This is a genomic window from Priestia sp. FW507-14D1A, from assembly GCF_058781295.1.
Genome location: NZ_JBYSWQ010000003.1, coordinates 55,209 through 82,190 on the forward strand (window position 1 = coordinate 55,209; position 26,982 = coordinate 82,190).

General features: G+C 35.7%; 25 protein-coding genes, 1 tRNA gene and 1 riboswitch. Of the genes, 16 read left to right on the forward strand and 10 right to left on the reverse strand.

The window, feature by feature from the left end; all coding sequences use genetic code 11:
* Nucleotides 1-29: 29 nt before the first annotated feature.
* On the reverse strand, nucleotides 30-1,907 hold the full coding sequence (gene htpG, locus AC3WJG_RS13820; protein ID WP_102812736.1) for a molecular chaperone HtpG: 1,878 nt from the start codon (nucleotides 1,905-1,907) through the stop codon (nucleotides 30-32).
* A gap of 210 nt (nucleotides 1,908-2,117) precedes the next feature.
* A riboswitch (ZMP/ZTP riboswitch) is annotated at nucleotides 2,118-2,196 on the forward strand.
* 168 nt (nucleotides 2,197-2,364) lie between these two features.
* Here htpG and AC3WJG_RS13825 point away from each other — a divergent pair.
* The 4 genes from AC3WJG_RS13825 to AC3WJG_RS13840 all read left to right on the forward strand — a co-directional run bounded on the left by AC3WJG_RS13825 (nucleotide 2,365) and on the right by AC3WJG_RS13840 (nucleotide 5,901).
* Nucleotides 2,365-3,564, forward strand: coding sequence for a phosphoglycerate dehydrogenase (locus AC3WJG_RS13825; RefSeq protein ID WP_013057119.1), 1,200 nt, complete (start codon nucleotides 2,365-2,367; stop codon nucleotides 3,562-3,564).
* Between the two features lie 124 nt (nucleotides 3,565-3,688).
* Entirely contained in the window at nucleotides 3,689-4,150 is a 462-nt protein-coding gene (locus AC3WJG_RS13830; RefSeq protein WP_337134324.1) for a hypothetical protein, read from the forward strand.
* 250 nt (nucleotides 4,151-4,400) lie between these two features.
* Nucleotides 4,401-4,943, forward strand: coding sequence for a DUF6143 family protein (locus AC3WJG_RS13835; protein ID WP_102812738.1), 543 nt, complete (start codon nucleotides 4,401-4,403; stop codon nucleotides 4,941-4,943).
* An 808-nt stretch (nucleotides 4,944-5,751) separates the two neighbouring features.
* Nucleotides 5,752-5,901: a hypothetical protein gene (locus tag AC3WJG_RS13840; protein ID WP_013057122.1), complete on the forward strand. Its 150-nt coding sequence runs from the start codon at nucleotides 5,752-5,754 to the stop codon at nucleotides 5,899-5,901.
* 117 nt (nucleotides 5,902-6,018) lie between these two features.
* On the opposite strand, the gene AC3WJG_RS13845 is transcribed toward AC3WJG_RS13840, so the two are convergent.
* Nucleotides 6,019-6,090 (reverse strand) — tRNA-Ala (locus tag AC3WJG_RS13845).
* A gap of 106 nt (nucleotides 6,091-6,196) precedes the next feature.
* Nucleotides 6,197-6,745, reverse strand: coding sequence for an HD domain-containing protein (locus tag AC3WJG_RS13850; RefSeq protein WP_102812739.1), 549 nt, complete (start codon nucleotides 6,743-6,745; stop codon nucleotides 6,197-6,199).
* A gap of 225 nt (nucleotides 6,746-6,970) precedes the next feature.
* On the opposite strand from AC3WJG_RS13850, the gene AC3WJG_RS13855 reads away from it, so the two are divergent.
* The gene (locus AC3WJG_RS13855; RefSeq protein WP_337134325.1) at nucleotides 6,971-8,272 is read left to right on the forward strand and encodes a GH25 family lysozyme; all 1,302 of its coding nucleotides are present in this window, start codon (nucleotides 6,971-6,973) and stop codon (nucleotides 8,270-8,272) included.
* A gap of 182 nt (nucleotides 8,273-8,454) precedes the next feature.
* Complete coding sequence (locus AC3WJG_RS13860; protein ID WP_016764194.1) at nucleotides 8,455-8,685, forward strand: hypothetical protein; 231 nt, start codon at nucleotides 8,455-8,457, stop codon at nucleotides 8,683-8,685.
* 158 nt (nucleotides 8,686-8,843) lie between these two features.
* On the opposite strand, the gene AC3WJG_RS13865 is transcribed toward AC3WJG_RS13860, so the two are convergent.
* Nucleotides 8,844-9,743 carry a DMT family transporter gene (locus AC3WJG_RS13865; RefSeq protein ID WP_225049738.1) on the reverse strand — a complete coding sequence of 300 codons (900 nt, stop codon included), beginning with the start codon at nucleotides 9,741-9,743 and terminating at the stop codon, nucleotides 8,844-8,846.
* A gap of 136 nt (nucleotides 9,744-9,879) precedes the next feature.
* Between AC3WJG_RS13865 and pdxR the strand changes: the two genes are divergently transcribed.
* The 4 genes from pdxR to AC3WJG_RS13885 all read left to right on the forward strand — a co-directional run bounded on the left by pdxR (nucleotide 9,880) and on the right by AC3WJG_RS13885 (nucleotide 16,024).
* Nucleotides 9,880-11,316: a MocR-like pyridoxine biosynthesis transcription factor PdxR gene (gene pdxR, locus AC3WJG_RS13870; RefSeq protein WP_337134326.1), complete on the forward strand. Its 1,437-nt coding sequence runs from the start codon at nucleotides 9,880-9,882 to the stop codon at nucleotides 11,314-11,316.
* A gap of 508 nt (nucleotides 11,317-11,824) precedes the next feature.
* Nucleotides 11,825-12,457, forward strand: a complete 633-nt coding sequence (locus AC3WJG_RS13875; protein ID WP_098331728.1) for a hypothetical protein — start codon at nucleotides 11,825-11,827, stop codon at nucleotides 12,455-12,457.
* Nucleotides 12,458-12,595: 138 nt separating this feature from the next.
* Nucleotides 12,596-13,441, forward strand: coding sequence for a DUF2971 domain-containing protein (locus AC3WJG_RS13880; protein WP_098333154.1), 846 nt, complete (start codon nucleotides 12,596-12,598; stop codon nucleotides 13,439-13,441).
* A gap of 648 nt (nucleotides 13,442-14,089) precedes the next feature.
* The gene (locus AC3WJG_RS13885; RefSeq protein ID WP_060745593.1) at nucleotides 14,090-16,024 is read left to right on the forward strand and encodes an alkyl/aryl-sulfatase; all 1,935 of its coding nucleotides are present in this window, start codon (nucleotides 14,090-14,092) and stop codon (nucleotides 16,022-16,024) included.
* Nucleotides 16,025-16,033: 9 nt separating this feature from the next.
* Here AC3WJG_RS13885 and AC3WJG_RS13890 read toward each other — a convergent pair whose 3' ends face one another.
* Nucleotides 16,034-16,189, reverse strand: a complete 156-nt coding sequence (locus tag AC3WJG_RS13890; RefSeq protein ID WP_169305162.1) for a hypothetical protein — start codon at nucleotides 16,187-16,189, stop codon at nucleotides 16,034-16,036.
* Nucleotides 16,190-16,387: 198 nt separating this feature from the next.
* On the opposite strand from AC3WJG_RS13890, the gene AC3WJG_RS13895 reads away from it, so the two are divergent.
* Nucleotides 16,388-17,680 (forward strand): Glu/Leu/Phe/Val family dehydrogenase, encoded by a 1,293-nt coding sequence (locus tag AC3WJG_RS13895; RefSeq protein WP_102812744.1) that lies wholly within the window; start codon nucleotides 16,388-16,390, stop codon nucleotides 17,678-17,680.
* 236 nt (nucleotides 17,681-17,916) lie between these two features.
* Nucleotides 17,917-18,477, forward strand: coding sequence for a nitroreductase family protein (locus AC3WJG_RS13900; RefSeq protein ID WP_337134327.1), 561 nt, complete (start codon nucleotides 17,917-17,919; stop codon nucleotides 18,475-18,477).
* A 300-nt stretch (nucleotides 18,478-18,777) separates the two neighbouring features.
* Here AC3WJG_RS13900 and AC3WJG_RS13905 read toward each other — a convergent pair whose 3' ends face one another.
* Both AC3WJG_RS13905 and AC3WJG_RS13910 read right to left on the reverse strand, forming a co-directional pair.
* Nucleotides 18,778-19,263 carry a hypothetical protein gene (locus AC3WJG_RS13905; RefSeq protein ID WP_060745591.1) on the reverse strand — a complete coding sequence of 162 codons (486 nt, stop codon included), beginning with the start codon at nucleotides 19,261-19,263 and terminating at the stop codon, nucleotides 18,778-18,780.
* 21 nt (nucleotides 19,264-19,284) lie between these two features.
* On the reverse strand, nucleotides 19,285-19,698 hold the full coding sequence (locus AC3WJG_RS13910) for a thiol-disulfide oxidoreductase DCC family protein (protein ID WP_060745590.1): 414 nt from the start codon (nucleotides 19,696-19,698) through the stop codon (nucleotides 19,285-19,287).
* Nucleotides 19,699-20,063: 365 nt separating this feature from the next.
* On the opposite strand from AC3WJG_RS13910, the gene AC3WJG_RS13915 reads away from it, so the two are divergent.
* Nucleotides 20,064-20,831, forward strand: coding sequence for an ABC transporter ATP-binding protein (locus tag AC3WJG_RS13915; RefSeq protein ID WP_337134328.1), 768 nt, complete (start codon nucleotides 20,064-20,066; stop codon nucleotides 20,829-20,831).
* Nucleotides 20,828-23,335 (forward strand): ABC transporter permease, encoded by a 2,508-nt coding sequence (locus tag AC3WJG_RS13920; protein WP_102812747.1) that lies wholly within the window; start codon nucleotides 20,828-20,830, stop codon nucleotides 23,333-23,335. The genes AC3WJG_RS13915 and AC3WJG_RS13920 overlap by 4 nt, the downstream gene beginning before the upstream one ends.
* Nucleotides 23,336-23,414: 79 nt before the next feature.
* On the opposite strand, the gene AC3WJG_RS13925 is transcribed toward AC3WJG_RS13920, so the two are convergent.
* The 3 genes from AC3WJG_RS13925 to AC3WJG_RS13935 form a co-directional block, all read right to left on the reverse strand.
* Complete coding sequence (locus tag AC3WJG_RS13925) at nucleotides 23,415-23,879, reverse strand: hypothetical protein (protein ID WP_102812748.1); 465 nt, start codon at nucleotides 23,877-23,879, stop codon at nucleotides 23,415-23,417.
* A 47-nt stretch (nucleotides 23,880-23,926) separates the two neighbouring features.
* Complete coding sequence (locus AC3WJG_RS13930; protein WP_337134329.1) at nucleotides 23,927-24,427, reverse strand: hypothetical protein; 501 nt, start codon at nucleotides 24,425-24,427, stop codon at nucleotides 23,927-23,929.
* A gap of 414 nt (nucleotides 24,428-24,841) precedes the next feature.
* Nucleotides 24,842-25,066, reverse strand: coding sequence for a hypothetical protein (locus AC3WJG_RS13935; protein ID WP_263035762.1), 225 nt, complete (start codon nucleotides 25,064-25,066; stop codon nucleotides 24,842-24,844).
* 850 nt (nucleotides 25,067-25,916) lie between these two features.
* Here AC3WJG_RS13935 and AC3WJG_RS13940 point away from each other — a divergent pair.
* Nucleotides 25,917-26,330: a GRAM domain-containing protein gene (locus AC3WJG_RS13940; protein WP_098792225.1), complete on the forward strand. Its 414-nt coding sequence runs from the start codon at nucleotides 25,917-25,919 to the stop codon at nucleotides 26,328-26,330.
* Between the two features lie 346 nt (nucleotides 26,331-26,676).
* On the forward strand, nucleotides 26,677-26,868 hold the full coding sequence (locus AC3WJG_RS13945; protein WP_336063737.1) for a hypothetical protein: 192 nt from the start codon (nucleotides 26,677-26,679) through the stop codon (nucleotides 26,866-26,868).
* Nucleotides 26,869-26,982 lie beyond the last annotated feature (114 nt).

Here is a 26,982-nt window from a genome sequence, read left to right on the forward strand (position 1 = left end):
CAGGCGCAGAATCATTCTGCGCCTGATTTTTATATCATGATTTTACAAATATCATTTGTGAATTCAACGGGATCACTAATAGATAAACCTTCAATTAGAAGAGCTTGGTTATATAATAAATTTGTATAAAGGTCTAATTTCCCTTTATCATTTTCAAATGCATCTTTTAAAGAAGCGAATACATCATGATGTACGTTAATTTCTAACACTTTTTCTGCTTTTACATGCTGATTATCAGGCATAGCACTTAAAATTTTCTCCATTTCAATCGTTACTTCACCATCAGCTGATAAGCAAACGGGATGTGTTTTTAAACGTTTAGACGCGCGCACATCTCCTACTTTTCCCGCCAAAGCTTTTTTCATATAGTCAAATAGCTCTTTATTTTCTCTTTCCTCAGATTCATTGAGCTCTTCTTCTTCTGCTTCAATCCCTAAGTCACTGCTTGAAACAGATTTAAATTCTTTTTCTTCGTACGTCATTAACATTTTAATTGCAAATTCATCGATATCTTCTGTAAAATACAGAATTTCGTACCCTTTATCTGCAACCAATTCTGCTTGAGGAAGCTTTTCAATTCGGTCATACGATTCACCTGATGCATAATAGATATACTTTTGATCTTCAGGCATGCGCGATACATACTCATCTAGTGTTACGAGCTTTTTCTCTGTAGAAGAATAGAATAAAAGCAGGTCTTTTAATACGTCTTTGTTGCTGCCAAAGTCACTGTAAACGCCGTACTTCAACTGGCGGCCAAATGATTCATAAAACTTCTCGTACTTTTCACGTTCGTTTTTAAGCAAGCTTTTTAATTCATTTTTGATTTTCTTTCCGATGTTTTTGGCAATCAGCTGAAGCTGGCGGTCTTGCTGCAAAATTTCACGTGAAATATTAAGAGATAAATCTTCAGAATCTACCATACCTTTTACAAAGCTAAAGTAATCTGGAAGAAGATCTGCACATTTATTCATAATTAAGACGCCGTTTGAATACAGTTCAAGCCCTTTTTCAAATTCTTTTGAGTAGTAGTCAAACGGACTATTTTCTGGGATAAATAAAATGGCATTGTAGCGAATCGTTCCATCCACATTAATATGAAGGTGAGTGAGCGGTTTATCAAATCCGTAGCGCTTTTCTGAATAAAACTGCTCATAGTCTTCTGAAGTCAATTCATTTTTATTTTTCTTCCAGATAGGTACCATACTGTTGATAACTTGCTCTTCTGTATAATCTTCTAGCTCGTTATCAGAACCTTCTTTAGGACGTTTTTCCGTTATGTCCATTTTAATCGGGTAGCGGATAAAGTCTGAATACTTTTTAATGATCTCTTTTAAACGATACTCTTCTAGATACTCATCATATGTTTCATCTTCTGTATTTTCTTTAATTTTTAAAATAATTTGAGTCCCAACCGTTTCTTTTTTGCAAGGCTCGATTGTATAACCATCAGCACCGGTAGATTCCCATTTATGGGCTTCATCGCTGCCTAACGCTTTACTAATCACCGTCACGACATCTGCCACCATGAACGCTGCGTAAAACCCAACGCCGAATTGGCCGATAATCGTGTGCCCGTCCTTTGTTTCATTTTCGTTTTTAAACGCAAGGGAACCGCTTCGCGCAATTGTGCCCAAGCTGCTTTCAAGCTCTTCTTGCGTCATGCCAATTCCAGTATCCGTAATGGTTAAGGTACGGTTAGTTTTATCTGGTTTTACTTTTATGTAATAGCTTTCTTTGTTAAAACGCAAGGAGTCGTCTGTTAAGGCTTTGTAATAAATTTTATCGATTGCATCGCTTGAATTTGATAGAAGTTCTCTCAAAAATACTTCTTTTTGAGAATAGATAGAATTAATCATCATCTCTAATAATCGCTTTGATTCGGCTTTGAATTCTTTTTTTGACATAAGAAATTCTCCTTTCCAAATGGGGCTTATAAAATAATTAGCACTTGGGTGAATAGAGTGCTAATCACTCTTCTTATTTAACATGTATTAGGATATTTGTCAATATATTAGGAGATTCGCTAAAGAGAGTAAAAATTAGACTGAAAAAAGCAAACTTTTAAAAAAAGGTTGAACGTTCTGAAAGAGTTTGCTAGAATATACTTAATTTCAAAGACTATATGTGACTGGCGAAACGCGGATAACCGTGAGGAAGCATATAGTGACGTAGCCGTTCGCCTGGGCAGAGGTAAGGGATTAATACATATCTCTTACCTCTTTCTGTTTAGGGGGAGAGGATATAGAAGTTATCACACATGTAGGCTAAAAAACCAGACTTTTAAAAAAATTAAAAATGAAGTTCCTTTATCCAAAGGTAAAAACATGTAAAACTACGATGATAATCAGAGGAGAGTACAAAATGAGCACATTAACATTAGAAAAAGTACAAACAATCAAAACATTAAACAACATTGCGCAAAAAGGTCTAAATGTTTTTAATCAAGAAGGTTATCAAATTGACAACGACAGCGAAAATCCAGATGCGATTGTCGTGCGTAGCTTTAACATGCACAGCATGGCATTTGACCAAAATTTAAAAGCTATTGCACGAGCTGGAGCAGGGGTTAATAATATACCGGTGGACGCTTGCACGGAGCAAGGTATCGTTGTATTTAATACGCCAGGAGCTAATGCAAACGCAGTAAAAGAAATGGTTTTAACTACAATTATGGCTTCTTCTCGTAACTTATTTGCTGGAGTTGAATGGACAAAAGGATTAGATGGCCAAGGTGATCAAATTCCTAAATTAGTTGAAGCAGGTAAAAAACAGTTTGTTGGAAAAGAAATCAAAGGTAAAACGTTAGGCGTTATTGGTTTAGGTGCAATTGGTGCTCTTGTAGCAAACGATGCGCTTGATTTAGATATGGACGTAATTGGTTTTGATCCATTCATTTCTGTTAATACAGCTTGGAATTTGTCTCGCAACGTACAGCGTGCAATGTCTCTAGAAGAACTATTTGCAGCATCTGACTATATTACGGTTCACGTTCCATTAACCGACGATACAAAAGGTGTTTTCAATAAAGAAACGTTTAGCATCATGAAACCGGATGTTCATATTTTGAACTTCTCACGCGGTGAGCTTGTAAACGAAGAAGATATGAAAGCTGCTCTTGAAAGTGGAAAAGTTGGACGATACATTACAGATTTCCCAAATCAAAATGTCTTGAACATGAAAAATGTTGTGCCAATTCCTCATCTAGGGGCATCAACTCAAGAATCAGAAGAAAACTGTGCGGTAATGGCAGCACGTCAAGTGAAAAATTTCTTAGAAACAGGAAACGTTAAAAACTCAGTAAACTTCCCGAATGCATCTCTTCCTTACACTGGGAAAAAACGCGTAGCTGCTTTCCATCACAACGTGCCGAATATGGTAGGACAACTTACGCAAGTTTTCTCAAACTACAATTTAAACATCGCAGATATGGTGAACAGAAGCCGCGGTGAATATGCGTATACAATGATCGATATTGACAATCAAGTAAGTGACGAGATTGTGCCTGAGCTAGAAGAAAAAATTGGTCAAATTGAAGGAATTATTACAAGTCGTATTATCTAATTTGGTTACCATCATATTCTAGTGTTGCAGCCCTAACTTAGAAAAGTTAGGGCTGTTTTTACATAGTGTTTATCTTCATATCATTTCCTTCATTCCCATAGCATATAGAAATACCTTTAAAGAGGTGAACGTTTTGTCAGGAGAACTGATCGGAATTTTGATAGGGTCGCTCATCGCGCTGTCAGGAACATTCATTACGTCTGTCGTAGCCATAGTGATGTCGAAAGAGCAATACAAGCAAGAGCTTCGCAAAGCATTTATCCAAAAGAAAGTTGATGCCTATACCCATGTGTGTCAAGTTATTCTAGCTATAAAAAACGATTTACTTACAAAAACTATTTCTTCAGCCGGATTAAACTGGACGGCTCAATCTATTAACAAACTAGCAGATGTGTGTATTACGGAAGGGCTATGGATCGATGAAGAAGACAGCAAAAAGCTGGAGGTTCTGCAGAAGCAGCTTTCAAAGTTTGCATTGGATGAAATAGAACTGTCTAGACATGATATTCTCACAGCCTGTTATGAAATTGTTGAATATTGTGAAAAAAAAGTAAGAATTCTTCATTTTATGACTACAAAAGAATAGGTGGTTATTTAAGAAGTGATAGTAGAAGTATTAAAAAAGCATCGGAATACAAAGTAAAAAACAATCCGTTTATACACCAGCAGTTAACGAGGACATTAGTAAGGTAAAGGCCAAGAGGAAATTTTATTTTGTAAAAGCGATAGGAAAAGATAGGCTCAGTACCGGGTCTATCTTTTTGCGTTTATATAAAGAGTAAATATATTTATATATGCATGTGTCCAAAAATATAGTACAGAAAGGAGATGATGGTATGTCAAATTACGAGTCGAGTAAACCTTATATTAAAGCTGTTAATATACCTAATCCTTTATATCAATCTTTAAAAGGAGACTATTTTGTTGGACAAACTGAGCCTATTCGTTTTGGTGGAAATAGAAATGCTTGGGGCGGGTTAGTTAACCCTTCCGGATCCGGAGTAGATTTATTTGTGAATGCTTTTACTATCACTAACTATTCCAACGAACCTTTTACTGCTGAAATTTGGTTTAACTCTATCCCGCCTGGAAAAGGAACAACTTCAGATAATGTGAGTCCAGCAAATGCTACAATACGTTCAAAACCAAAAGGGAAAATTAAATTTGCAGAAATGGTAAAAGGCTTTCCTACTAAAGGGGTAAACGTATTTAACCGTGTTGTTCCGCCGAAAAGTACATTGGTAAGTGATGAAGACGGCAAATTTATCTTTCCAAACAACGGTTCATACGTTATTTTCTTAGTTTCTCCGGGAAACAAAGAAATTGAAGCTGAAATTGCATATGGATGGTTCGAGAAAAAACGTAAGAAGGACTGTTAACTAAATAGGTCTTAACGATTGTATAAGCAGTGTATGAGCTATTTCATATTTCATACAGTTCTTAACAAACAGTAAGTGTCTATGAAAAGAACTTTGTAGCAACATACAAAGTTCTTTTTTTATAGCTTGCGTTTTTTCGTTCAATTGTGGATATAACTAAAGAAAAACAAAGCAAGCAAAAGGATAATTCCAACTACACAAGCCATTTGAATGGTATTTAAGGATGTTGATAACCAAAGGATTAAAGCGATAATACATAAAACTAAGCTACCTAGTACAATGGCAAAACGAATAACAAAAACGACTGTTATAGAACGAATGCCACATACAGCTGATATACTAATCACTTCTTTGTAGAATGAAATAACTTTTCTGTCCAGGGTATAAGCATACTTAACATCTCACGTTAATGTCTACATTCACATTATCTTAAGTTTCAATTCATACTGGCTTCATATAAATTAATCATACTGAATGTATTAATAAAAGATATGAGGTGGAACAATGTTAAACAAGCTTTTTAAACTATTTACAATAGAAACCGAGATATCTAAAGATAAAGAAGTAGATCTCCACGAAGAGAACGATTTTAACGAAGTTTGTGATGATCATTTCATTATAGATGAGTATTAGAAGCCCTATAAAACGCTGCAAAATTGAAAGAATTGATTGAGTATATCTGTATAACCAGTAATTGTACAAGGGTCGTAAAGGTATACTTTTACGGCGAATTAATATTGATGAATTGCTTTTTTCGTGAAACAATGTGAAAAAAATGGGCATCCTAGAAGCAAAAGGAGGGGATAGAATGGGCAAAGAACCAAATGATGAAACAAGTGAAGGGCTGAATCAGCTTTTTGAAATCATCAATGCAAAAGGCGACGAGGGCGAACTTAGAGAAATTGTAAGCAGGAGCAGTGAAAAAAATAATCATAAAAACCATGAGGATCAATCGTAAAAAGAAAATAAAAAACCTCTTCATGGAAATCATGAAGAGGTCAGATGAAATAGTATTGCAACCATTCCACCCTGCAGAGTGTTAAAGTGTTTTAAACTCTTGATACGACTGGTTTTATGGAACTGATGGGATTCGAACCCACGACCCCTTGTCTGCCAGACAAGTATTCTCCCACTGAACTACAGTCCCGATTATGTAGAGTCTTTATTGCGTGTTGACTCTACTATATTTTAATACGTATACCGCGCGTTCGCAATAGTTATTTTCAGTGTTTTCTAATTTCTTCATGTGAATATTAACTTCTAAAAAAATCATTTACTTCTTGTTTGTACGTATAAAAAAAACTTGGAATTTGGTTTGGTTCCAATCCTTGTGCAGCATATTTGCTGATGGATTCGTAGTACCATTTCTGCTTTTCGAATCCTCTTTTAAAGCTATTCCAAATCGTATCTCCTTGCTGATCGTAGCTTTCTTTGAAAGACCGTAAATTGTCTAATTTATCTGCTACAATTAAAGATTTCACTTCAAGAGAACCAGTTTTCACAATTTGAATTGTATGCTGTTTACGCTCTTCCCAGCTTTTTGATTTGTTTTCTGTATGAGCTTCAACAATCCCCGCTACCTCTAAACCAAATCTTTGTACAATTTCTTCGAGGGTTACACTTGTATCTTCTACAGCATCATGCAGATAAGCTGCTGCAATTACTTCTTCACTAAAACCCGCTTTTTCTAAAATATTACCTACGTTAATAGGGTGAACAATATAAGGTGTATCGGACAACTTGCGCATTTGGCCGCTATGAGCGTGTTCTGCATATCTACGTGCTTCTTTTATTAAAGACATCATATTCCTCCACTTTTTATTCAGTATATCTTCATATTATTAGTATAAACGAATATAGCTTTCCTCACTTTATAAAATTGCACAAATTCATTTCTTATAATAAGGGAAGGCTACCAAAATCCCTTCATATTGTAGTTTTTTTATAAAGCCTAATATCTATTTAATAGGCCTGTATCAGTTGCCATTTCCTTTTTTATTCATAGTTTGTATGAAGGAGTGATAGCAATGCAAAACCGTAATAATCAAAATATTAAGGTCATTGATGTTTCTCATCACAACGGAACAATTGATTGGGCAAAAGTGGCGTCGGATGGTGTAAAAGGCGCGTATATTAAATTAACAGAAGGTACAACCTTCTTAGATAAAAAATCATATGATAATTATATAGGTGCAAAAAATGCAGGTCTACGTGTAGGCTTTTATCACTTTGCTCATGCTGATAATGATCCCATTGCAGAAGTTAATTTCTTTTTAAATAAATTAGGCAGCATGAAGGTTGATTTGCCTCATTGCTTAGATTTGGAAGAAAATAAAGGGAAAACAAAAGCGCAGGTCACAGCCTTTGCAGTTAGATGGATGGAGTATATTGAAAGGAAAACAAGCATTACGCCTATTCTTTACACGGGGTATAGTTTTATTAAATCCAATTTTACAAGCGCTGTGGCAAGATATCCGCTATGGATAGCTCGTTACAGTGGAAGTAACCGTTCTAAGGGATTTGCTAACCCAGGTGATACGGCGATTTGGGATAGATGGTCTATGTTTCAATATACAGATCAAGGAAAAGTAAACGGGATTAAAGGCAATGTTGATATCAATGAAATGGACCTGGATTTCTTTAATAGTATTAATACGGGCGTGACGGTGGTGGAAAATAATAAGCCGTCAGCACAATTGCAGCAAGGTGATAGCGGACTAGCTGTAAAAGAACTGCAGCAAAACTTAATTAAATTAGGATTTGAACTTTCCCAGCAAGGAACCGATGGTCAATATGGCAGCGAAACTGTTGCAGCTGTTAAAGCTCTTCAAGAAAAGTATGGATTAACGTCAACTGGAAAAGCTGATGAGAAAACATTAGCTAAAATAATGGAATTGCTTAAGGGTGTAAGCAATTCTGTCGAAGAATCATTACCAAAGGTTACTTCACTCGGAGATAAATATTCTTTTCAAGTAAAAGCGAAGAAGGATATTGGAGTCTACAAATATGCGAATATAACAGAGAATTTTAGAACTATAAAAAAAGGAACGGTATTTAGTGTATATGGCTATACGAATGCAGCATGGGCTGTTCCAGGCGGATTTGTGCAAATGAAAGACGTAGAACCTATCCCAATTACAATTAAAACAGGCGGATTAAGTAAAGACATGGAAACAGAGTTTCGTGCTTTCTTAAAAAATGAAGGAATCGACAGTGAATTACACGTACATGCAATAGGTAATCCGTCCGCTGAACTTACCGCAGCTGGGCTGGATTTTGTAAAACTTAAACAGTTTTTAGATAAAAAAGGCTGGTACTACAAGCAATAAACTCCCGTTCCGAAGAGCGGGGGTTTATTTTGGTATTTTGTAAAAAAAAGAATAGCAGAGATGAATTAAGTAATTAAAATATGTTCTAAATAACAAAGTAGGTGATAACAAAAAAGTTTCTATGTATAGTTCACCTCTAACAGTCATATTTTTAGTCAACGGCTCATGGAGGGTGAATGAATATGAAAAATACGCAGATTCGAATTGAAACACTATCCTATCACTATGAAAGTATTATGGTGAATGATGAAGTAGAGCGTGCGATAAAAAGTATCGAAGTGACGTATCGAGCATATAAACATAACCATGTTTTAAATGGACATGTAGTACTTTCAGGAGAAGAGATTTACGATCTTCAGCAGCTGACTCACGCAGTGGCTGGGAAAATAAAAGCGGAATTAGAAACTACATAAAAAAGCGCCTTTCTTTAAATCTTAGTTTAAGATTTAAAGAAAGGCGCTTTTTTATTAATTGTTAATTAAACTGCAAAAAGAAGAAGTTAAAGTATGTTCTAAATAAAATATATAAATAAAAAACATAGCCTCTAAGACAATTCCTTAAAGCATACACATTATCTTTGCATTGTGAACTTTGTCTCTTTTACCACTACTTTTCTTTTACTATGTGTAAGCAACACGCCGCATAACGTAATGATGCTTCCCACAATGGAAGTTGCACTCGGGATATCTTTTAAAAGCAGCCACGCTAAGAAAAAGGACAGCGCAGGAGTTAAGTAAAGAGAAAGGGCAGCCTCAGCAGAACCTATACGCGATGTCAGATAAGCGAGTACCATATAGGGAATAACGGTTGGAAATAATCCTAAATATATCACGCTTATCGCTGATCTGACAGAGATATGTGCAAGTTCTGTTTCTAACCCAGGTAAAAAAACAAGCATAGAAATTGTAGCCCCCCAAATACTGTACGTCACAAAAGAAAGAAAACCATACTTTTTTAATAAATTTTTTTGACATACTATATAGATGCTTTCTGCAAGGGCAGCTAGCAGAATCAGTAAGATTCCATTAATTGAGTGTACAAAGTTCTCTTTGCTGAAGGTTAAAAGTGCAATACCTGCAAAGCTTACTGCAGATCCAATCCATTTTCTTTTTCCGAACTCCTCCTGAAAAAGAAAAATAGCTAAAAGCGAAGAAAAAATAGGAGTAGTCGAGACCAGTAAACTCGCAATACCCGCACTCACCGTTTTTTCTCCAATGTTTAATGCCGTGTGATATACGGTAAAACCTAAAAAACCGAGTGCTAAAAGAAGTGGAATATCTTTTATATGAGGCAAGCGCATGCGTGTACCTATTGCAATAACTAACAGTACTAAAGAAGCAATACTTAACCGAACAAAAGCAAGGTGCTGAGGAGAAAACGATTCCAGCCCTATTTGAATAACTGGAAATGCTGAAGCCCATAAGCTAATCATCAGTATATGTAAGAACACCAGACTAAACGTTAATTTCATGCCTATTCATCTCCATTTTTCATTTTGAATCCAACCAGTATCTATTGTGGTTCCCATGTTAATAAACATTTGATAAAATGTCTTCAACCAGTTTAAAAGCAATTAACCCAACCACTTTAAAAACAGGAGTAAATGTATGAATCAAGGAAACAGTTCAAGTTATCCAAAATACAAACACATCATTGATTTTATGAAAGAGAAAATTGCGCGTGGAGAATGGCCGATTGGAAGTAAAATTCCTAGTCAGCGAAAGCTTGCTGCTATGTTAGATGTTAACCGAAGTACGGTCATCACGGCATTAGAGGAATTAACAGCGGACGGTTTAATTGAAGGTAAGATGGGAAAGGGAACAATCGTTATAAATAATACATGGACACTCTTGGCTACGACTCCGCCCGATTGGAATGTTCATGTGAAGTCAGGTATGCATCGTCCGAGTCAAGCAATGGTACAAGATATCAATGAATCTGAATTTAACTCAAACCTTATTCAATTAAGCAAAGGAGAGCTTTCACCTGACATATTCCCTAAAGATAAAATGAAATACGCTATGGAAAAAGTAGCAAAAAACATGGAGGTTCTGGGATACGAAGAACCAAAGGGGTATTTTCCTTTACGAAAAGAGTTAAGTGCGTATATGAAAACAATGGGGATTGAATCTTCTCCAGATTCTATTTTAATTGTTTCCGGCGCTCTTCAAGCTCTTCAGCTTATTTCAATTGGACTGCTGCAAAAGAGCTCTTCGGTTTTGCTAGAAAAACCTTCTTATCTATACTCCTTACATGTATTTCAATCAGCGGGAATGAAACTCAAAGGTCTTTCTATGGATGAGGAAGGAATAAAAGTAACAGCTATAAAACGCGCCGACCCTCAAGAAGGGCAAGCTATTTTATATACAAATCCATGTTTTCATAACCCAACGGGAACATTAATGTCACAAAAAAGGCGTTACGATTTGCTGAAAGAATGTGAGGAACATCAGCTTCCTATTATTGAAGATGATTTATACCGCGAATTATGGCTAAATAAACAGCCTCCGTTGCCATTAAAGGCTTTAGATAGAAATGGACACGTGTTATATGTTAGCAGTCTTTCTAAAACATTAAGCCCGGGATTACGTATCGGATGGATAGTCGGCCCAGAACCAGTCATTGAGCGTTTGGCGGATATTAAAATGCAAACGGATTATGGATCTAGCTCATTGTCTCAAAGAGTGGCAGCAGAATGGTTTAAAAATGGCTTATATCAACAGCATATGGAAACGGTACGAACCGAATTGCGAACAAGAAGAAAAGTTATGCTGAATGCTTTAGAAACATATGCAGGAGATGTAGCGACATGGACGAATCCTGAAGGAGGCTTTTTTATATGGGTGCATATTCAACCTTCTATTTCAATGAAATCTTTATACTCTCGTGCTTTGAAAAGAGGGATATTGCTTAATTCCGGAAGTATCTATGCGCAAGAAACCGGCAGTTATCTCCGGCTTTCTTACGCCTATGCCTCTTTACCAGATATCGATAGAAGCATTAAAATTCTTGCTGGACTTATTCGGGAATTGCAAGTACAGTAAAAAGGAATAGCGGATTATTTGCTATTCCTTTTTACTTGTATCAAACTCTTCTTCCTATAAAAAACTCCAAGTAACAACTGACTATATATTACCGTCTATAAATCTATGTTATTTTTTATGATAAAAATAAGTTAAGAAGACTTTTAATTTGCTTTCTGTGCGTTTTACATGTAAATCATGAATGGTTTTAACTACGTAATCATTATCAAACATTTCCAACACCTCAATTATTGTTAAGTTTCCTGTTTGTTATAGTTTATGAAATAATCAGACGCATATCATCCGCCATCAGCTGTAACTTTGCGGTTCATCTTTTACAACTAAAGGCTGAAACGTACGCTCATAATTGAATGCACGAATAACAGGATATGCAAAAAAATGAAAAGTGTGCACGTTTTGTTTTAAAAAAGGCTATATCTAAAAAAAAGAAAATTGTCACACACATTTATGAATATGTATCTACTAAGTAAGAAGATTTTTTTAGTTGGTGGGATTGAAGGTGAAAAAGATGGATGAATTATTTAAAGATCTTGATGTGTACAGAACGCAAGAAGAAATGAAGCAGTATTTTGAACATACGCAGCAAATGATTCATCAAAACAGAGAATATATAAAATTAGCCCGACTTAAAAAAGGGCGTTTCAAAAAGTTTTTTGAAGAGTTTTATCCGCTTTATTGCTTCAGCCAATCTTCCTATTGTCCGAGGAATTCAAAATTGAAGCTTATTATTGGAAGTCAAGGATACGACGGATTAATTCTTCAGCCGGATGGTACTGAAAAACGAATTGAAATTACTTCTTACAAAGATGGGAAACTGGAATTTGAAGATGCACAGAGGGTGAATTCAGGAAATTTTGCTCTACCTCGTATCCAGACGGAAGGTTCTGTAGAAGAGTATATAGAAAAAGTGCTAGAAAACATCCAAAAAAAGAGCAAAAAAGATTACAGTGGAGCATCCATTCTATTTGTTGTACACACATTTCATTATTTTGAAGCCTGCGGAAAAAGTTCAGCTGCCTTTATTCGTACCTTAAAAAAAGAAATGAAGAATACTGATTTTCGAGCGGATAAAATTTATTTATTGGAATTAAATCAGCCAGAAAGTGAAAGTGTTAAGCAAAACATTCATTTCATTAAATAAGAAGACACGCTGCAGATGTTGAGGCGTGTCTTCTTTTCTGATAACAGAACTCTCTTAATACAGGTGGATAATTTTGAAAATTACAACAATTAAGTGCTATAATTCAAGTATGAATATGCATTCAGAGGAGGAAAACCGATGGATTTAGCTTATAGAGATAAAGCTTACGAATATGCCAAAAGATTCGAATCTAGCTATGACGATTATGATGAACGCTATAAGGTGCACAATAATCCGACGGTGTGGCGATTTATGCCCCTGTCTGATTTTCAAGATTTACTGGAAACCAATGCGCTTTTTTTCGCAAAACCTGATGCATTTTCCGACCCCCTTGAAGGATGCTCTTCAATGTGGAACATAGAAGAGTTAAGAAAAAAAGGCGAACGTCATAACCGTACCTCTAGAACCTATATAAGAAAAATCCATGAATTTTCTGCTGTTTCATCCTGGCATATCAATGATTACGAAGCCGCTGGAATGTGGGATCTATATTTAAAGGGGAATGATGGCGTAGCTATTAAAACCACCTATGAAAATTTATTGTGCAGTATTAAAGATTTACGCTATAAAATCTTCTCTGGCAAAGTGCAGTACATAGACTTTCAAAAAGAAATGATCAGCCACTCTGTATATGACACATTATTTTATAAGCGCAAATCCTATCAGCATGAAAATGAATTGAGGCTTGTTATTGTAGCAAGTCGCATACACGCTTGGAAGCTGCAAAAGCTGTTCGAAATTCAAGGTATTTCCGCAAATCAATGGCAAAAACGAATGGATATACTTGAAAAAAGATCGTATGATTTTTCTCACGAGCATGGTAACCTCCTTACATGTAATTTACATCAGCTGATCAATGAAATTTACGTATCACCAAGAAGCGCTCAAAGCTGCGTAGATGAAGTAAAAGTTCTTGCTAAAAAACACGGACTCGCTTATAAAAAGGTCACTCAGTCCGACTTATATAGGGACTATATTTACTAAATGCTAGCGAAGTACACAAAAGCTTAATCAAAAATGATTAAGCTTTTGTGTTACATATTCTATATTTTCATGCATTTCCTCATATAAAATAAAACAAACCTCCAAAGCCTATACGTATTAGAATGATGAAACGAGCTGTATCATTTATGATCGCGAGATGATTACGCACGTAGAACGAGAAATTAATGAAGATAAAACAAATAGCCGTAGATTAACCAAAAGAGTAATAGATGAATACCTAAATGGGAACGTTCTCTAAAAAACACCCCAGAGTGGATTTATTATTATTTTTGAAAAAATAACCAAATCGTGTTTTGTTTATTTTTTTTCGGGTATACATTCTATGTAAGGCCAATACAAGAAAGGAGAGACTGTACACATGCATTGTTTTACAGCGACTTCAAGAAACGTATTGAGCACCTTAGAAGGAAGATTTGTTTTGATTACAAAAGGCACATTGGTAAACAATCGTTATACTAAGTGCTAGGCTGTCTAATTCAGACAGAATACTCGACTATTCAAACATAACATTCAGTATAAAAAAGAAGATGCGTACTAAGCGCATCTTCTTTTTTGTTAACTCTATTTTCCCTCCTTTTTTGTACTTCGTCTCATTTTTACGCATAAAGTAATAAAAAGGAGGGGGTTATGCTGTGTGATTATGAACAGGAGTTAACGATTCACCGAAAAGATGCTACTCAAAAGACTGCAGCGACTAATGCTGATACTTATAAAAACATAGACTGGGAACAAGTGAAATTAGAACAAAATCTTGCGGATTACCAAGCTGTTGTACGCGTACCTTTTCCTCTGATTTTCAAAAAAAATCAGCTGTATCCTGTATGGGATTTAAGAAAGTACGCTTTTTTATTTGAACAATCTACACCTGCTACTGTCCACCCTAAACTGTGGGAACAAGGAAAATTAAATGTACAAGCCGGCTTATATCAAGTAACTGAAAATATCTTTCAAGTCAGAGGCTTTGATATGGCTAATATTACATTTGTTAAAGGAAAAACGGGATGGATTGTTATTGATTGCTTGACGTCAAAAGAAACAGCAGAAGAAGCACTTAAACTAGTAAACCAGCACTGCGGGAAGCGTCCTGTTAGAGCCGTTATCTTCTCACATTCACATATAGACCATTACGGTGGAGTTTTAGGAGTATTACCTGACTCAACACAAAATAAAACTAGTAAAGTTTATGCTCCTGCTGGGTTTATGGATGCGGTTATCGATGAAAACGTCACGGCAGCCACAGCAATGACACGAAGAAGTCAATATATGTACGGTATTCAACTGCGACGCGATGAAAAAGGCCTAATTGACAACGGTATCGGAAAAGAAATTTCATTTGGAACAATCACGCTTATTAAAGGAATAGAAGAAATTCGTCCTTCCGAACCTCATTCTTATGTAAGTAAGAAAATTGACGGCGTCTCATTTCGGTTTCAGCTTACGCCAGGAACGGAAGCGCCTGCTGAAATGAACATCTATATTCCTAGTGAAAAGTCTCTGTGTATTGCAGAAAACTGTACGGCCACTCAGCACAACCTCTATACGCTCAGAGGAGCAAAAGTAAGAGACGCAGCAGCATGGTCAAGATACTTGCAGCAAGCAATCGATTTATTTGGCCAAGAGCTAACAACTGTATTTGGGGTACATAATTGGCCAAGGTTCGGAAACGAGTCGTGTATTACCTATATCGAAAACCAACGAGATGTTTATCAATATATTCATGATCAGACATTAAGGCTCATGAATCAAGGATATACCATTGATCACGTCGGCCGAATGATGAAGCTGCCAGAAATCCTATCTCACGAGTGGTATACCAACGGTTTTTATGGAACGGTTAACCACAACGCAAAAGCGGTTTATCAGCGCTATATGGGCTGGTATAACAGCAATCCTGTAGATTTAAATAAACTGTTTCCTGAAGAGTCAGCTAAGAAGTATGTAGAGTATATGGGCGGAGCGGACAATATTGTCAAAAAAGCGCAGTGCTGTTTTCAACAAGGCGACTACCAATGGGTAGCTGAAGTGACCAAACAAGTTATTTATGCTGATCCTCACCATGTGAAGGCAAAACTTTTATGTGCAGACGCGCTTGAACAGTTAGGGTATACAGCTGAATCTGGCCCTTGGCGAAATGAATATTTAACAGGAGCCAAAGAACTTCGTTTAGGTAATATACCGCTTCCTGCCAACATTATCACAAAAGAAGTATGGGATACACTTCCTTTAAAAAATATTTTAGAACTATTTAGCATTCGCGTAGATGGATTAAAAGCAGGTGCATGTAACTATCGTATATTGTTTGTGATACCCGATCGTAATGAAGTAGCTCTTACAGAACTTAAGCATGGAATCTTTAGGTATCTTGGAGATACGCGAAGGAAAGCTGAGGTGACGGTAACGATGTGGCAAGATACCTTATATCGACTCACAACTACAAATGATCACTCTTATAGCTCGGTCCTATTTGTTCAAGGAGATAAATCGAAATGGGATTTCTTTTTGTCTTGTCAGGATTCTATCGATCCAAACTTTAATATTGTGACACCTGTTTCTAAAAAATAAAGTACCTGATTACAGCTCAGAAAGCACATCGTTGATTTTCTGTTCAAAGCAGCTGTCGCATGTGAAGATTTCTTTTTCTTGAAAAGATGTTAGCCTTTCTCCGCAGATGGAACAGCATTCTATACAGTGATTGTTTGGTTCTTGTTCTTTTCTTTCATGTAACATAGCACTTTCCTCCTTTGTAGTATAAATAGTTTGTCTTATTTCTTTAAGTATATACTAATATCAGCCTATGCAGGGAATATAAGGCTTGCTAATGCAGATTATTTATAATATAAAAGCGTTGTAAAGGAGCGGAAATTGGCACAGGAATTGCATGTTAAATCGTTGAGGAAATTCAATGATTAATATGGGGTGAACAGAATGTCTATTACGAAAACAGCTAGTGAATTAAAAAAAGAACAGCAGCAAGAACAGGAATCACTTAATTTATTTTTATCTACTCAAACAGTTATTCAAGAAGCGCTTCAAAAGCTGGGCTATGGTGAAGAAGTGTACCATTTATTGAAAGAACCGCTGCGCATGATGACGGTTCGCATTCCGGTTAAAATGGATAACGGATCGGTAAAAGTATTCACCGGCTACCGCTCTCAGCATAATGATGCTGTCGGGCCTACTAAAGGAGGCGTACGCTTTCATCCTGAAGTCAATGAAGAAGAAGTGAAGGCACTATCCATTTGGATGAGTTTAAAATGCGGGATTGTCGATCTTCCGTATGGCGGCGGTAAAGGCGGAATTGTATGTGACCCAAGAAACATGTCTTTTGGTGAACTAGAACGACTCAGCCGCGGCTATGTAAGAGCCATCAGTCAAATAGTTGGGCCTACTAAAGATATTCCTGCACCGGATGTCTATACAAATTCTCAAATCATGGCGTGGATGATGGATGAATATAGCCGACTGCGTGAGTTCGATTCTCCTGGTTTTATTACCGGAAAACCTATCGTACTCGGAGGATCTCAAGGACGTGAAACTGCAACAGCTAAAGGAGTAACCATTTGTATAGAAGAAGCTGTTAAAAAGAAAAACCTTAACTTGCAAGAAGCGCGGATTATTATTCAAGGCTTCGGAAATGCCGGCAGTTTTCTCGCTAAGTTCATGCATGATGCAGGAGCAAAAGTAATTGGCATTTCAGATGCATACGGAGCTCTTTATGATCCGCTTGGTCTTGATATTGATTACCTGCTTGATCGACGCGATAGTTTTGGTACGGTAACGAATTTATTTACCAATGTGATGACAAACGAAGAGCTATTAGAAAAAGAATGTGATATTTTAGTGCCCGCAGCCATTTCGAATCAAATTACGGTTCGCAACGCTCATCGCATTAAAGCTTCTATTGTAGTAGAAGCAGCGAACGGACCGACTACGCTTGAAGCTACGCGCATTTTAGATGAAAAAGGCGTACTTTTAGTGCCAGATATTTTAGCGAGTGCTGGAGGCGTAACGGTTTCATACTTCGAATGGGTGCAAAATAATCAAGGCTACTACTGGTCTGAAGAAGAAGTGGCTTACAAGTTACGCAAGGTAATGGTGGATTCATTTGAAACGGTCTATCAAATCTCTCAAGAAAATAACGTAGACATGAGACTTGCTGCTTACATGGCAGGAATCAAAAAATCAGCTGAAGCTTCCCGTTTCCGCGGCTGGGTATAAGATAAAAAAACGATTTGGGCTCTATGTTCCAAATCGTTTTTTTTATCTTCCGTAACTGCCAAATAATTAAAAGAAAACCTGCTAAAAAAACAAACACGCTTAAAAAATTGGCATATTTATCGCGACCCGAATAAGGGCAAAACAATTGACAGTGAGAATGATTTTCAATTATTCTATATATAAGATATATACATACCTATACTAATAAATTAAATGTAGAAAAGGAGATAGAAAGCATGAGCGTATTAGATATTATTAAAGCCAGAAGAACGATTGGGGCCATGCAAGACAAAGACGTATCAGAAGATGCTATTAACTTTATGTTAGAAGCCGGCACTTGGGCTCCTAATCATAAAAAGACAGAGCCTTGGAAGTTCCGCGTGTTTACAGGGGATTCACGCGTTCGTTTAGGAGACGAAATGGAACGTATTATGAAGCAAAAAACTGCTCACTTAAGTGAAGAAGAAGCGTTGAAAAAAACAACAAAAGCAAAAAAAGGACCGCTTCGCGCTCCTGTCATTATTGCTGTAGCAGTAAGCCCTTCTGGAAAAGTGCCTGAAATTGAAGAAATCTCTGCCGTAGCGGCAAGCATACAAAATATGCTATTAGTAGCGGAAGAACAAGGTCTGGCTACAATTTGGAGAACCGGTGAAATTGTCTATCAGTCAGAACTGAATGACTTTTTATCTCTAGAAGACGGAGATAAGCTCTTAGGCTTAATTTACGTCGGCCACCCTAATAAAGAAGCTTCATCAAAACGTATTCCATATCAAGATAAAACGATTTGGTATCGTTAAAAGGTTATTCCCATGTTTCTATAAATAAAAGGCAGCAGCTCAACTTATGAGCTGCTGCCTTTTTTATTGTTTTTGAAAAGTAGCATAAAGAAATTTAATGCCACCATGCAGCGGCATCAATTTGCACTTTTATGGGTTTACCTGCAGCAGTTCTTTTTAGTATCTTATCGCGAACTTCTCTGGTTTCCGTAACTACTAGTCAAAGCAAAATAGGAATTGTCTGTGTTCAGTCTTCTTTGCGAAGACCAAAATAATAAGTACACGCCAAACCGAAGATAATGGGCGGCAAAAGAAAGACGATCATTTAACGGTCACCTTCCTTTCGGATGATTGAACGTCTACTTTCTGCGTTGGGGTAGCAGTGTTGACAAAGAAGATGCCTTTTAACTTTGAGTATTCCATCAATACTAATAGCAAACTCATCGCAAGAAGCGGAACACACACCACTTTGGCAGGAATGTTGAAACAATAGTTAAGGACGGTGATGTTGGCAATAATGGGGAGAAAAATAATGTTCCCTAGTGTCGCGGTACGCGGAATCACCAATAACAACGCAGCTAATAATTCGCCAGCGGCAATAAAATAGTTGTAGAAATCGGAATACCCAAAGAAATACCACGCCAGTTTCATCGCAGAATCTTTTGTTGAATCGAACACAAAATCGCCTGTTATAAATTGTCCTGGATAGATTTTGGCCATTCCATAAATAAGAAACGTAATAGCCATGGTCCACCTTAGGGTCGCAAGAACACTTAAACGAAATTTCTCTTTTGTTGATAAACGCATTGTTTTCCTCCATTTGTATGCTTAGTCCAAAAATCGCATTTTGGCTTCAGGGGTCGGCAACATACATGACGTTTGTTTTCCAAACCACTTATACCGATTACGTGCAATGAAACGATAGAGCAGGTTTCGAATGAACGAGGGAACCACTTGGAAACACGCCATTAGTTGAATGGGTCCTCGAAGCTGGCGGACAATATGTAGAATAGCCGTAGACTCTGTGTAAAGATTCCCGTTCATAAGAAGAATAACCGAGTGAAGTGGTGGATGCTCATGGTTATGCTTACGCAGCAAGGTTCCCGCAGTATCAGATTGAAGCGACGCAAAACGAAATAGAGCACGTGGATCTCGTTTGATAACAAACTGTACCCATCCGTTGCAAAGGTTGCAAACACCATCAAATAGAATAATAGGATGGTGTGATGGATTTGGCGGCATGACGTTTCTCCCCTTCCTTTTTTATGAATATTTACTAAAATAAGTATAATTGTTTACGTGTGGGACTACAAGACATAAGGGTAAAAGTAGAAATGTTTTATGTGAGTTCAAGTGAATTTAAGCAAGAAAACAGAGTCAAATACAACACTGTTTTTGTTTGAATTTGAATGTAGCAGCTTATCTAATAAACTTCTACTTTTTTGTGTTTCTTATAAACAACTAAAAATTTTTCCTTTTTTAACAAAATGTAAAACTATTCCTGTTTTGAAACGTACTAGATATAGTGGGGATTTACGAGGTAGATGTAATAAAAGCGTGAACTACCTTTGCTACTACAAAAAAGAAACTTACTTCGAGGTGAAGACGTGAAAAATAAACATATTTTAGAGGTGAAAAATTTAACTAAAGTTTATAAAGGAGAGGGCTATGAAGTTACTGCACTAAATGATATATCCTTTCAGTTAAGGGTAGGTGAAATGGTTGCTGTTATGGGAACAAGTGGTTCAGGAAAAAGCACACTGCTGAACATTTTAGGAGCACTGGATGAACCAACTAGTGGAACGATTAAATTAAAAGGAATGCTTTCAAAAGATATGTTCCAAGAACCTCAAGCTTCAGCGTACAGAAGAGATAATATTGGATTTATCTTTCAATCATTCCACTTATTAAAGGATTTATCTGTAGAAGAAAACATAGCTCTGCCGCTCGTTTTAAAGGGACTTACATCGGATGTAATTGATTTAAAAGTAAATAACGTTGTTGAGCTCTTGGGCTTAACAGCTTGGAAAAAACACCGTCCTGTACAACTGTCAGGTGGACAACAGCAGCGCGTAGCTATAGGAAGGGCAATTATAACTGAACCACCTATTATTCTGGCAGACGAGCCTACAGGTAACCTTGATTTTAATACTTCCGAAGTCATACTAGACACACTGGTAACCACAAAAAACGAACTTAGCCAAAGCATACTTCTTGTTACTCACGACCCTAATGTAGCTACTTATGCAGATCGCGTTCTATTCTTTCATGATGGCTCTATTGTCGATACATATATCTGTAGCGGAAATAGTGATTTGGATCATATACTAGAGAAGTTTAAGCTTATTACGAAAGTCGAGAGTCCTAAGATATGAAAACACTACAAGGTTTAGCTTTTCGTTTATTTAAGTCCAATAAATTTATAGTGTTTTCATCTATTGTAAGTATAGCTATTTCTACGATGCTTGTACTTAGTATGGTTTTATTCTCTTTTAATGCGCAGGAGACATTAAAAAGTCAATTAAAACAAACTTACGGTGAGATGGATTTGTCTGTAGGGTTTGAGATGGATCAAGGCAAAATTTTGACATCGACTTTAGTGGAAGAAATTCACCAGGATAAAATGGTAGATAAGGTATCAAAAGTATCTATTGCTCATTTGAATCTAAATAAACTAAATACCTCTATCTATACAGTAGGTGTCGAAAATGATTATTTAGCTAAAAGTCGGTATCACTTTTCCAAACCGTTGAATAAGAATTCTGTCGCAATGAACAAAGGACTAGCTAAAGATTTACACGCAAAAGTAGGAGATAAAGTTCTTATAGAAAACAAAACATATACATTAGCAGAAACGGTAAAAGATTTATCCGCTACTGGGGTAGCTCCAGATATGCTAATACTTAATCAAAAAAACGTAAAAGGCTATATTCAAGCAAAAGAAAAAAGCAGCGCAGAAGCAACTTATTTATTAATAAAGGCACACAAGAATGAGAGCGCCTTAAAGTTGGCCGATCGTATAAAATCTTATAACAAGAACTTACGTATTGATATAGCTGAACAAGATGCAGGCGTGCAAAATAATTTACAATCCTTACATACATTTATTATTGTTTTATCGGCATTGGTGTTAATTATCACGTCTCTTATTCTCATTTCAAACTTTGAGCTTTTGCTTTACAAGATGAGAAATCAGTTCGCCATCATGCGTTCAATAGGAGCCAGTGCTAAACAGATTAGCAAGATTATCATACTTCAAAGCACCGTTATAAACACCGTAGGTACAGGTGTAGGATTTTTGCTAACCTTTTGCAGTCAAAGGTACTTATATAGCTGGTTAGGAAAAGTGTCAGAAATACCTTCCTTTCCATCTGACTTTAACGTAGGTACTGCCATTACCCTTACAGTTGTAATGTTTGTTATTATTCAATTCTTTTTACTCGTTCCAGCTTATCGAAGTACAAAAGTATTGCCCCTAAAAACAATGCAGACGAACGAGAAAATTAACTATGGTTTTTCCAAGACAAGAGTAGTAGTTTTTAAGGTACTATTAGCACTGTCCTTATTTTTAGTTATAGGAAGCCAAGTATTTCCTACAAGAGGCACATACGGACCTGGGATGTTGCTAATTACAGTTATTTTAGTTTTGCTTGCCTTTATACTAATCTTTCCTATCATAGTGACTAAAGGATTAAAATGGTTTTTGCCATATGGACAAAAAATATTTGGCAAAGAATTTTATATTGCGGTAAAAAACCTAATTCCCCAAGTTAAAAAAAACACAATGATTATCTTAATAATATGCGGATTAATGATCATTACTGTATTTGGGTCAATTACATTTAGAACCATACAAATTAATGGACTAACCTACTTAAAAAAAGAATATGTAATGCCTATTATTGTGGAAACTCGCCTTGATGATTCAAAAATAGATGTAGAAGAACTAACTAGAAAGGCTGAACAATTACCTAACGTAAAAAGCGTTAGCAACATGAGTAATCAGGGCTTAGGAGAGATTTTAAATTCAAAAAAGGTTGCGGATATTCGTTGCAATGTGGTTGACTTGAAAAGATTGCAGAAGCAAGGACTTCTAGAGCACTTCTCGTATGTAAAAGGAAGTAATAAAGAGAATAGTATAATAGTGTCTGAAAAATTTGCTGAAAGTCATGATTTAAAAGTAGGTCAGGTACTCCATTTAGGTATGTATGTTGAAAATCAAGATGAATCAATGGTAGAGGGAAATATAATACCTAAGGGAGATTATGTGGTAACAGCTATACCTAATCACCTTCTTGACAATAATGAAGCATTTTTAGATTGGAAAAGCAACAAGTTTAAAGATGTAGATTTTTACCGCCTATACATAGATGCTACGGATGTAAAGGCCGCTGTAAAAGAAATTGAAGGTTTAAAAAGCCAGTATCCCGAATTAAAGGTAAGCAGCTATGATCAATCTGTTAAAGAAGCAAACGAAATGTTTTATCAGCGCTGGGGAATTTTTATAGTTGTTATTGCCACGTTGGTTGTTTCTACCATGGTAGGAGTATTTAATTCATTGGCAAATAATATTTACTCAAAACGAAAAGAATTTGCTGTTTTACGCGCGATGGGCATGACGCCAAAATCCATTCGTAAAGTCATTCTTTCACAGGTGAATTTATATATTACGATTGGAGTAATATGTGGAATTGTAATGGGACTTTTAGTGACATTAATTCTGCTATTAATGGATCCAGGGAAGTTTGTTATAGCTTATAAAACGATTCTTTCTGTAGTAGTATCAATGCTTGTAGTTAGCACTTTTTTATTCTCATACGTAAGTCGAAAAATATCTGGACAAGATCTTTCTATAGAGCTTACTAATGATAATAGGTGACTTCTCATGTAGATATATTATAATATTAATAAGACCCAATCTCTTTGTAGAGGTTGGGTCTTATTAGTTTCTATGTTATTTATTTAACAACAACGTTCCCTACATATTGTGCGTAGCCTCTATCAGTTTGAAGTTCTAGCACATAAACATAATTCCCTTTTTTCTTTGGGAACGTAAAAGTTCTATCTTGTTCGTTTATACTAATATCTAGCTTCGCATTACTAGTACTTATTGTATAAGAACTAATGTCATTAACAAGAAAATCTTCGCTGTCAAACCTTAAATTTCCTGGTGTTTCAGGGGCTACAGCTAGCTGTTGTTGCTTTTTAGCTCTATTTATACTATTCCTTGTATTTGTTTCCTTTCTGTACTGTTTTCCTTCTTCACCGCGCCAATCTACATTAGTTTCTTTCAGTTCAACATCCACAACATCATTGGCCGATAATGTAACCGTAGGGGGAGAGAAGTCATATTCCTCGCCTATACACCCTGATAATCCAACGATAATAAACATAAACAGAGATAATTTTATAAACCCTTTCATATATAATCTCCCCCTTAGTTAGTTGCGACTAATAAAAAAATTGCTGCTTAATTGCTTGGAACAGGGGAGAGGTAATAATAAATATCATATTCTTTATCAATATGAGGGACCACTTCAGTATCGGTACGGGTTTCAATTGTCATATTTGATTTTGTTGGGGTACCGGCATAAAAATCGTACTTTACACCTTTTGGAGTCGTTATTTCACTAGTGATATCTGTATTTCCCTTTGATTGTTTAATAATAGCTGGATTCCCATTAAAATACCAACGGATTTTTTGATCCTTTTGAGTTAATGTAGCTGTTCCTATACCTACATTCGATTTTTCTTTAATTGTATAGATAACAATCTTTTCGTTATCTACATATTTGCTTTCACCGATAATATCTTGTATTCCTGTAGACTCTTTTTTTGCATTTTCAAAAGCTTCATCTTCACTAGAATAGAATTCCACGTCTTTTTTACTGTGTACGTTCGTTGCTGAACAAGCCGTTAGTATACTGGCTGACAGTAGAGATGCGAGTAATGCAGAATATACCTTTTTCATACAAACCTCCATTTTATTAATTTCTTTAATTTTAATCTTAATATAAATAGTTAAAATAATCCATTTACGTGATATAGTTGTTCAGTATGTAAAAGTTAAACAACAAAGAAATGGAGTTTCACAATGAAGAATTCAAGAAAGATAGCAGCAGCAGCTGTTCTAATTGTTGCTTTTAGTTTAATGGGGTGTACCTCAAAAGAATCAATACTGATTTTGAATCGAATTTAGGTGTTGCTAAGCCTGAGTATTAAAAACGTATGAAATGGAGGACAACTATGAAAAAGCATAAAAAAATGTTAATTGCATTTTAATGATTTTTAAGTCTTTCGATGTTGTAATTCAGCCCATTCAAGAAATAAAAAAGCTGAGACCTAGTGTAAATAGGAGCTCAGCTTTTTTAGTATAAACTAATATTTATATCTTCTTTCGTCTGACCAAAATGAAATGTCCTGCAACCGCTAAAGCAATAGCTAATGCAATATTCTTTACAGCTAACAGGATAATCCTTGGATACAACTGCATATCTATAGAGAATGACATTACGTTATATATCGGAATGTCCCTAGTCGTCCAATATTTGACCGCTATATATGTTAATAAAATAAATAGCGGAATAGCAATGTCTCGTGATAATACCATAAGGAAAAATCCTAAGTAACAGTACAACACAGTTTGAGGAACATAAATAATAGTTAAATTAAATAATGATATGTAAGGATAAGGGTACCTTAATGTAATAGAAATCAGTAATACAAAAAATGCCGCTAGAAAAATAAGAAAGAAAGATGTCACTCTAATAAGGCCGTAAGATAAAATAGGTTTCGAGGAGTTAGGTGTTAACTCAGCTGTTTTATCTTTATCAGCAGAGTGATTTAAAAATAAGTATACGGACCACCAACCGGCTATAGGACATACAACAAATTCTATTATTCTTGATATATATTGAAGACTTTCTAGATCAGGGGAAAAGCATGTATAAAGTATTGCAATTAAAATAATTAAAAAAGGTACATAGAAGTCTATACCCATTGATTTAGCTTCGGACGAGATGTTTATTTTTTTAACGAAGGCCATTAGCATTTTCCTTTCTCTTAATTATAAGAGCGTAGTTACAGAAATAACCAAGTGTAATTGGTAGAGTTCTTACGCATCAAATTAAGAAGTTACTAGTGTATAATTAAAACATATTTAGAAAAAAAAGTAAAATAAAAATGTGATAATTTGTTAATATAAAAATTGAAGAAGATTACACGTTTAGTAAACCTCCCCAAACTCCAAAAACGTATCCTTCCTATAAAGTTTTTGGAGTTTGGGGAGATTAACAAAAAGTGCTTGTGTATTTAAATATCCAAGCACTTTTTTGTATGAATTATTTTAACTAGAAAGATTAATCAGGTGGCAGATACCTGAAATTTACAAAAAAGTGTAATTATTATAAAATTTAGTTAGCTGTAATTTAAAAAGAAGTGATTTCTATAGGGGGGATAGTATGAGTTTAAAAGAAAGAGCAACTAAAGAGTTTAAAGAAAAGATAGATAGCGACGAAGAAATTAGAGAATCTATTTTAACTTACTATGAATGTGAAAGTGGATTTTCGGGACTTGTAGGTGTACCAAATGGAAATTCTGTACCTATTCGAGGTGTTTTAGCTTATACAGAAAAAAGCCTACTTTTTTACGGAGAAGTTTTCTCTAAGCTGCCTATTATATTACATATCCCATTCAATAAAATCAGAGAAATAAAAACTGGAAAGCAAATCCTTACAATTTTCAAATCAACTCTTACGATGGTTGTTGTTCATAATGATCAAGAAATTTTCTCTACACGGGGAAACAAGGAGGACTTTTCTAGGTTGAAGTCGTTTTTTGAAAATGTAAATGAAGAAGTATTTCTTGCTAAATAGGTAGTACCAAGATAAGCCTAGACTTAAAAATTAGGCTTATCTTGGTATGGCGTTCGCTAATAACGTACTTTTTAAGAAAGGATTTGGTTGTGTATATAGAAAGTACGTTAGACGTTAGGATGCTATTTCAGTTCAGAGAGAGGTGGTAATTATGCGTAAAAGAGATAAAGGGTTTTGGATAACTTACCTTGTGTTTGCAATTATTATGCTATTAATCTACAAATATATACCGGCTGAAAACGGATTTCTCGTTATTGTTTTGTTTCCTCTAATTTATTGGTTCATCTACGAATTTATATTAAGGCCTAAGAAAAGAAGAAGCAATGGTTAAGGAGGGGCGATTTGCTTGTTTTGGAATTATTTTAACATGTCAACAGGACTTATAATAGCTTTAGCAAACATTTTTAATTCTGCATTCCAAGGAAGTATGCGTTGGATTATGGTTGGGTGTGGTTTGTTAATTTTTATATACAATTTAATAGTAACTTTTGATCAAAAACAAAATGAAGCGGTTAATCAAAATAAAGAACAGAACTAACTAAAAGTCTCGTGGAGAACAAGTTCATTTTAAGCAAAATTTAATGAAGAGGGACATTTCGAAAAGAAGTATAAACATTTACCTAGTAGATTGCCAAGAAATTTTAGCTTCTAG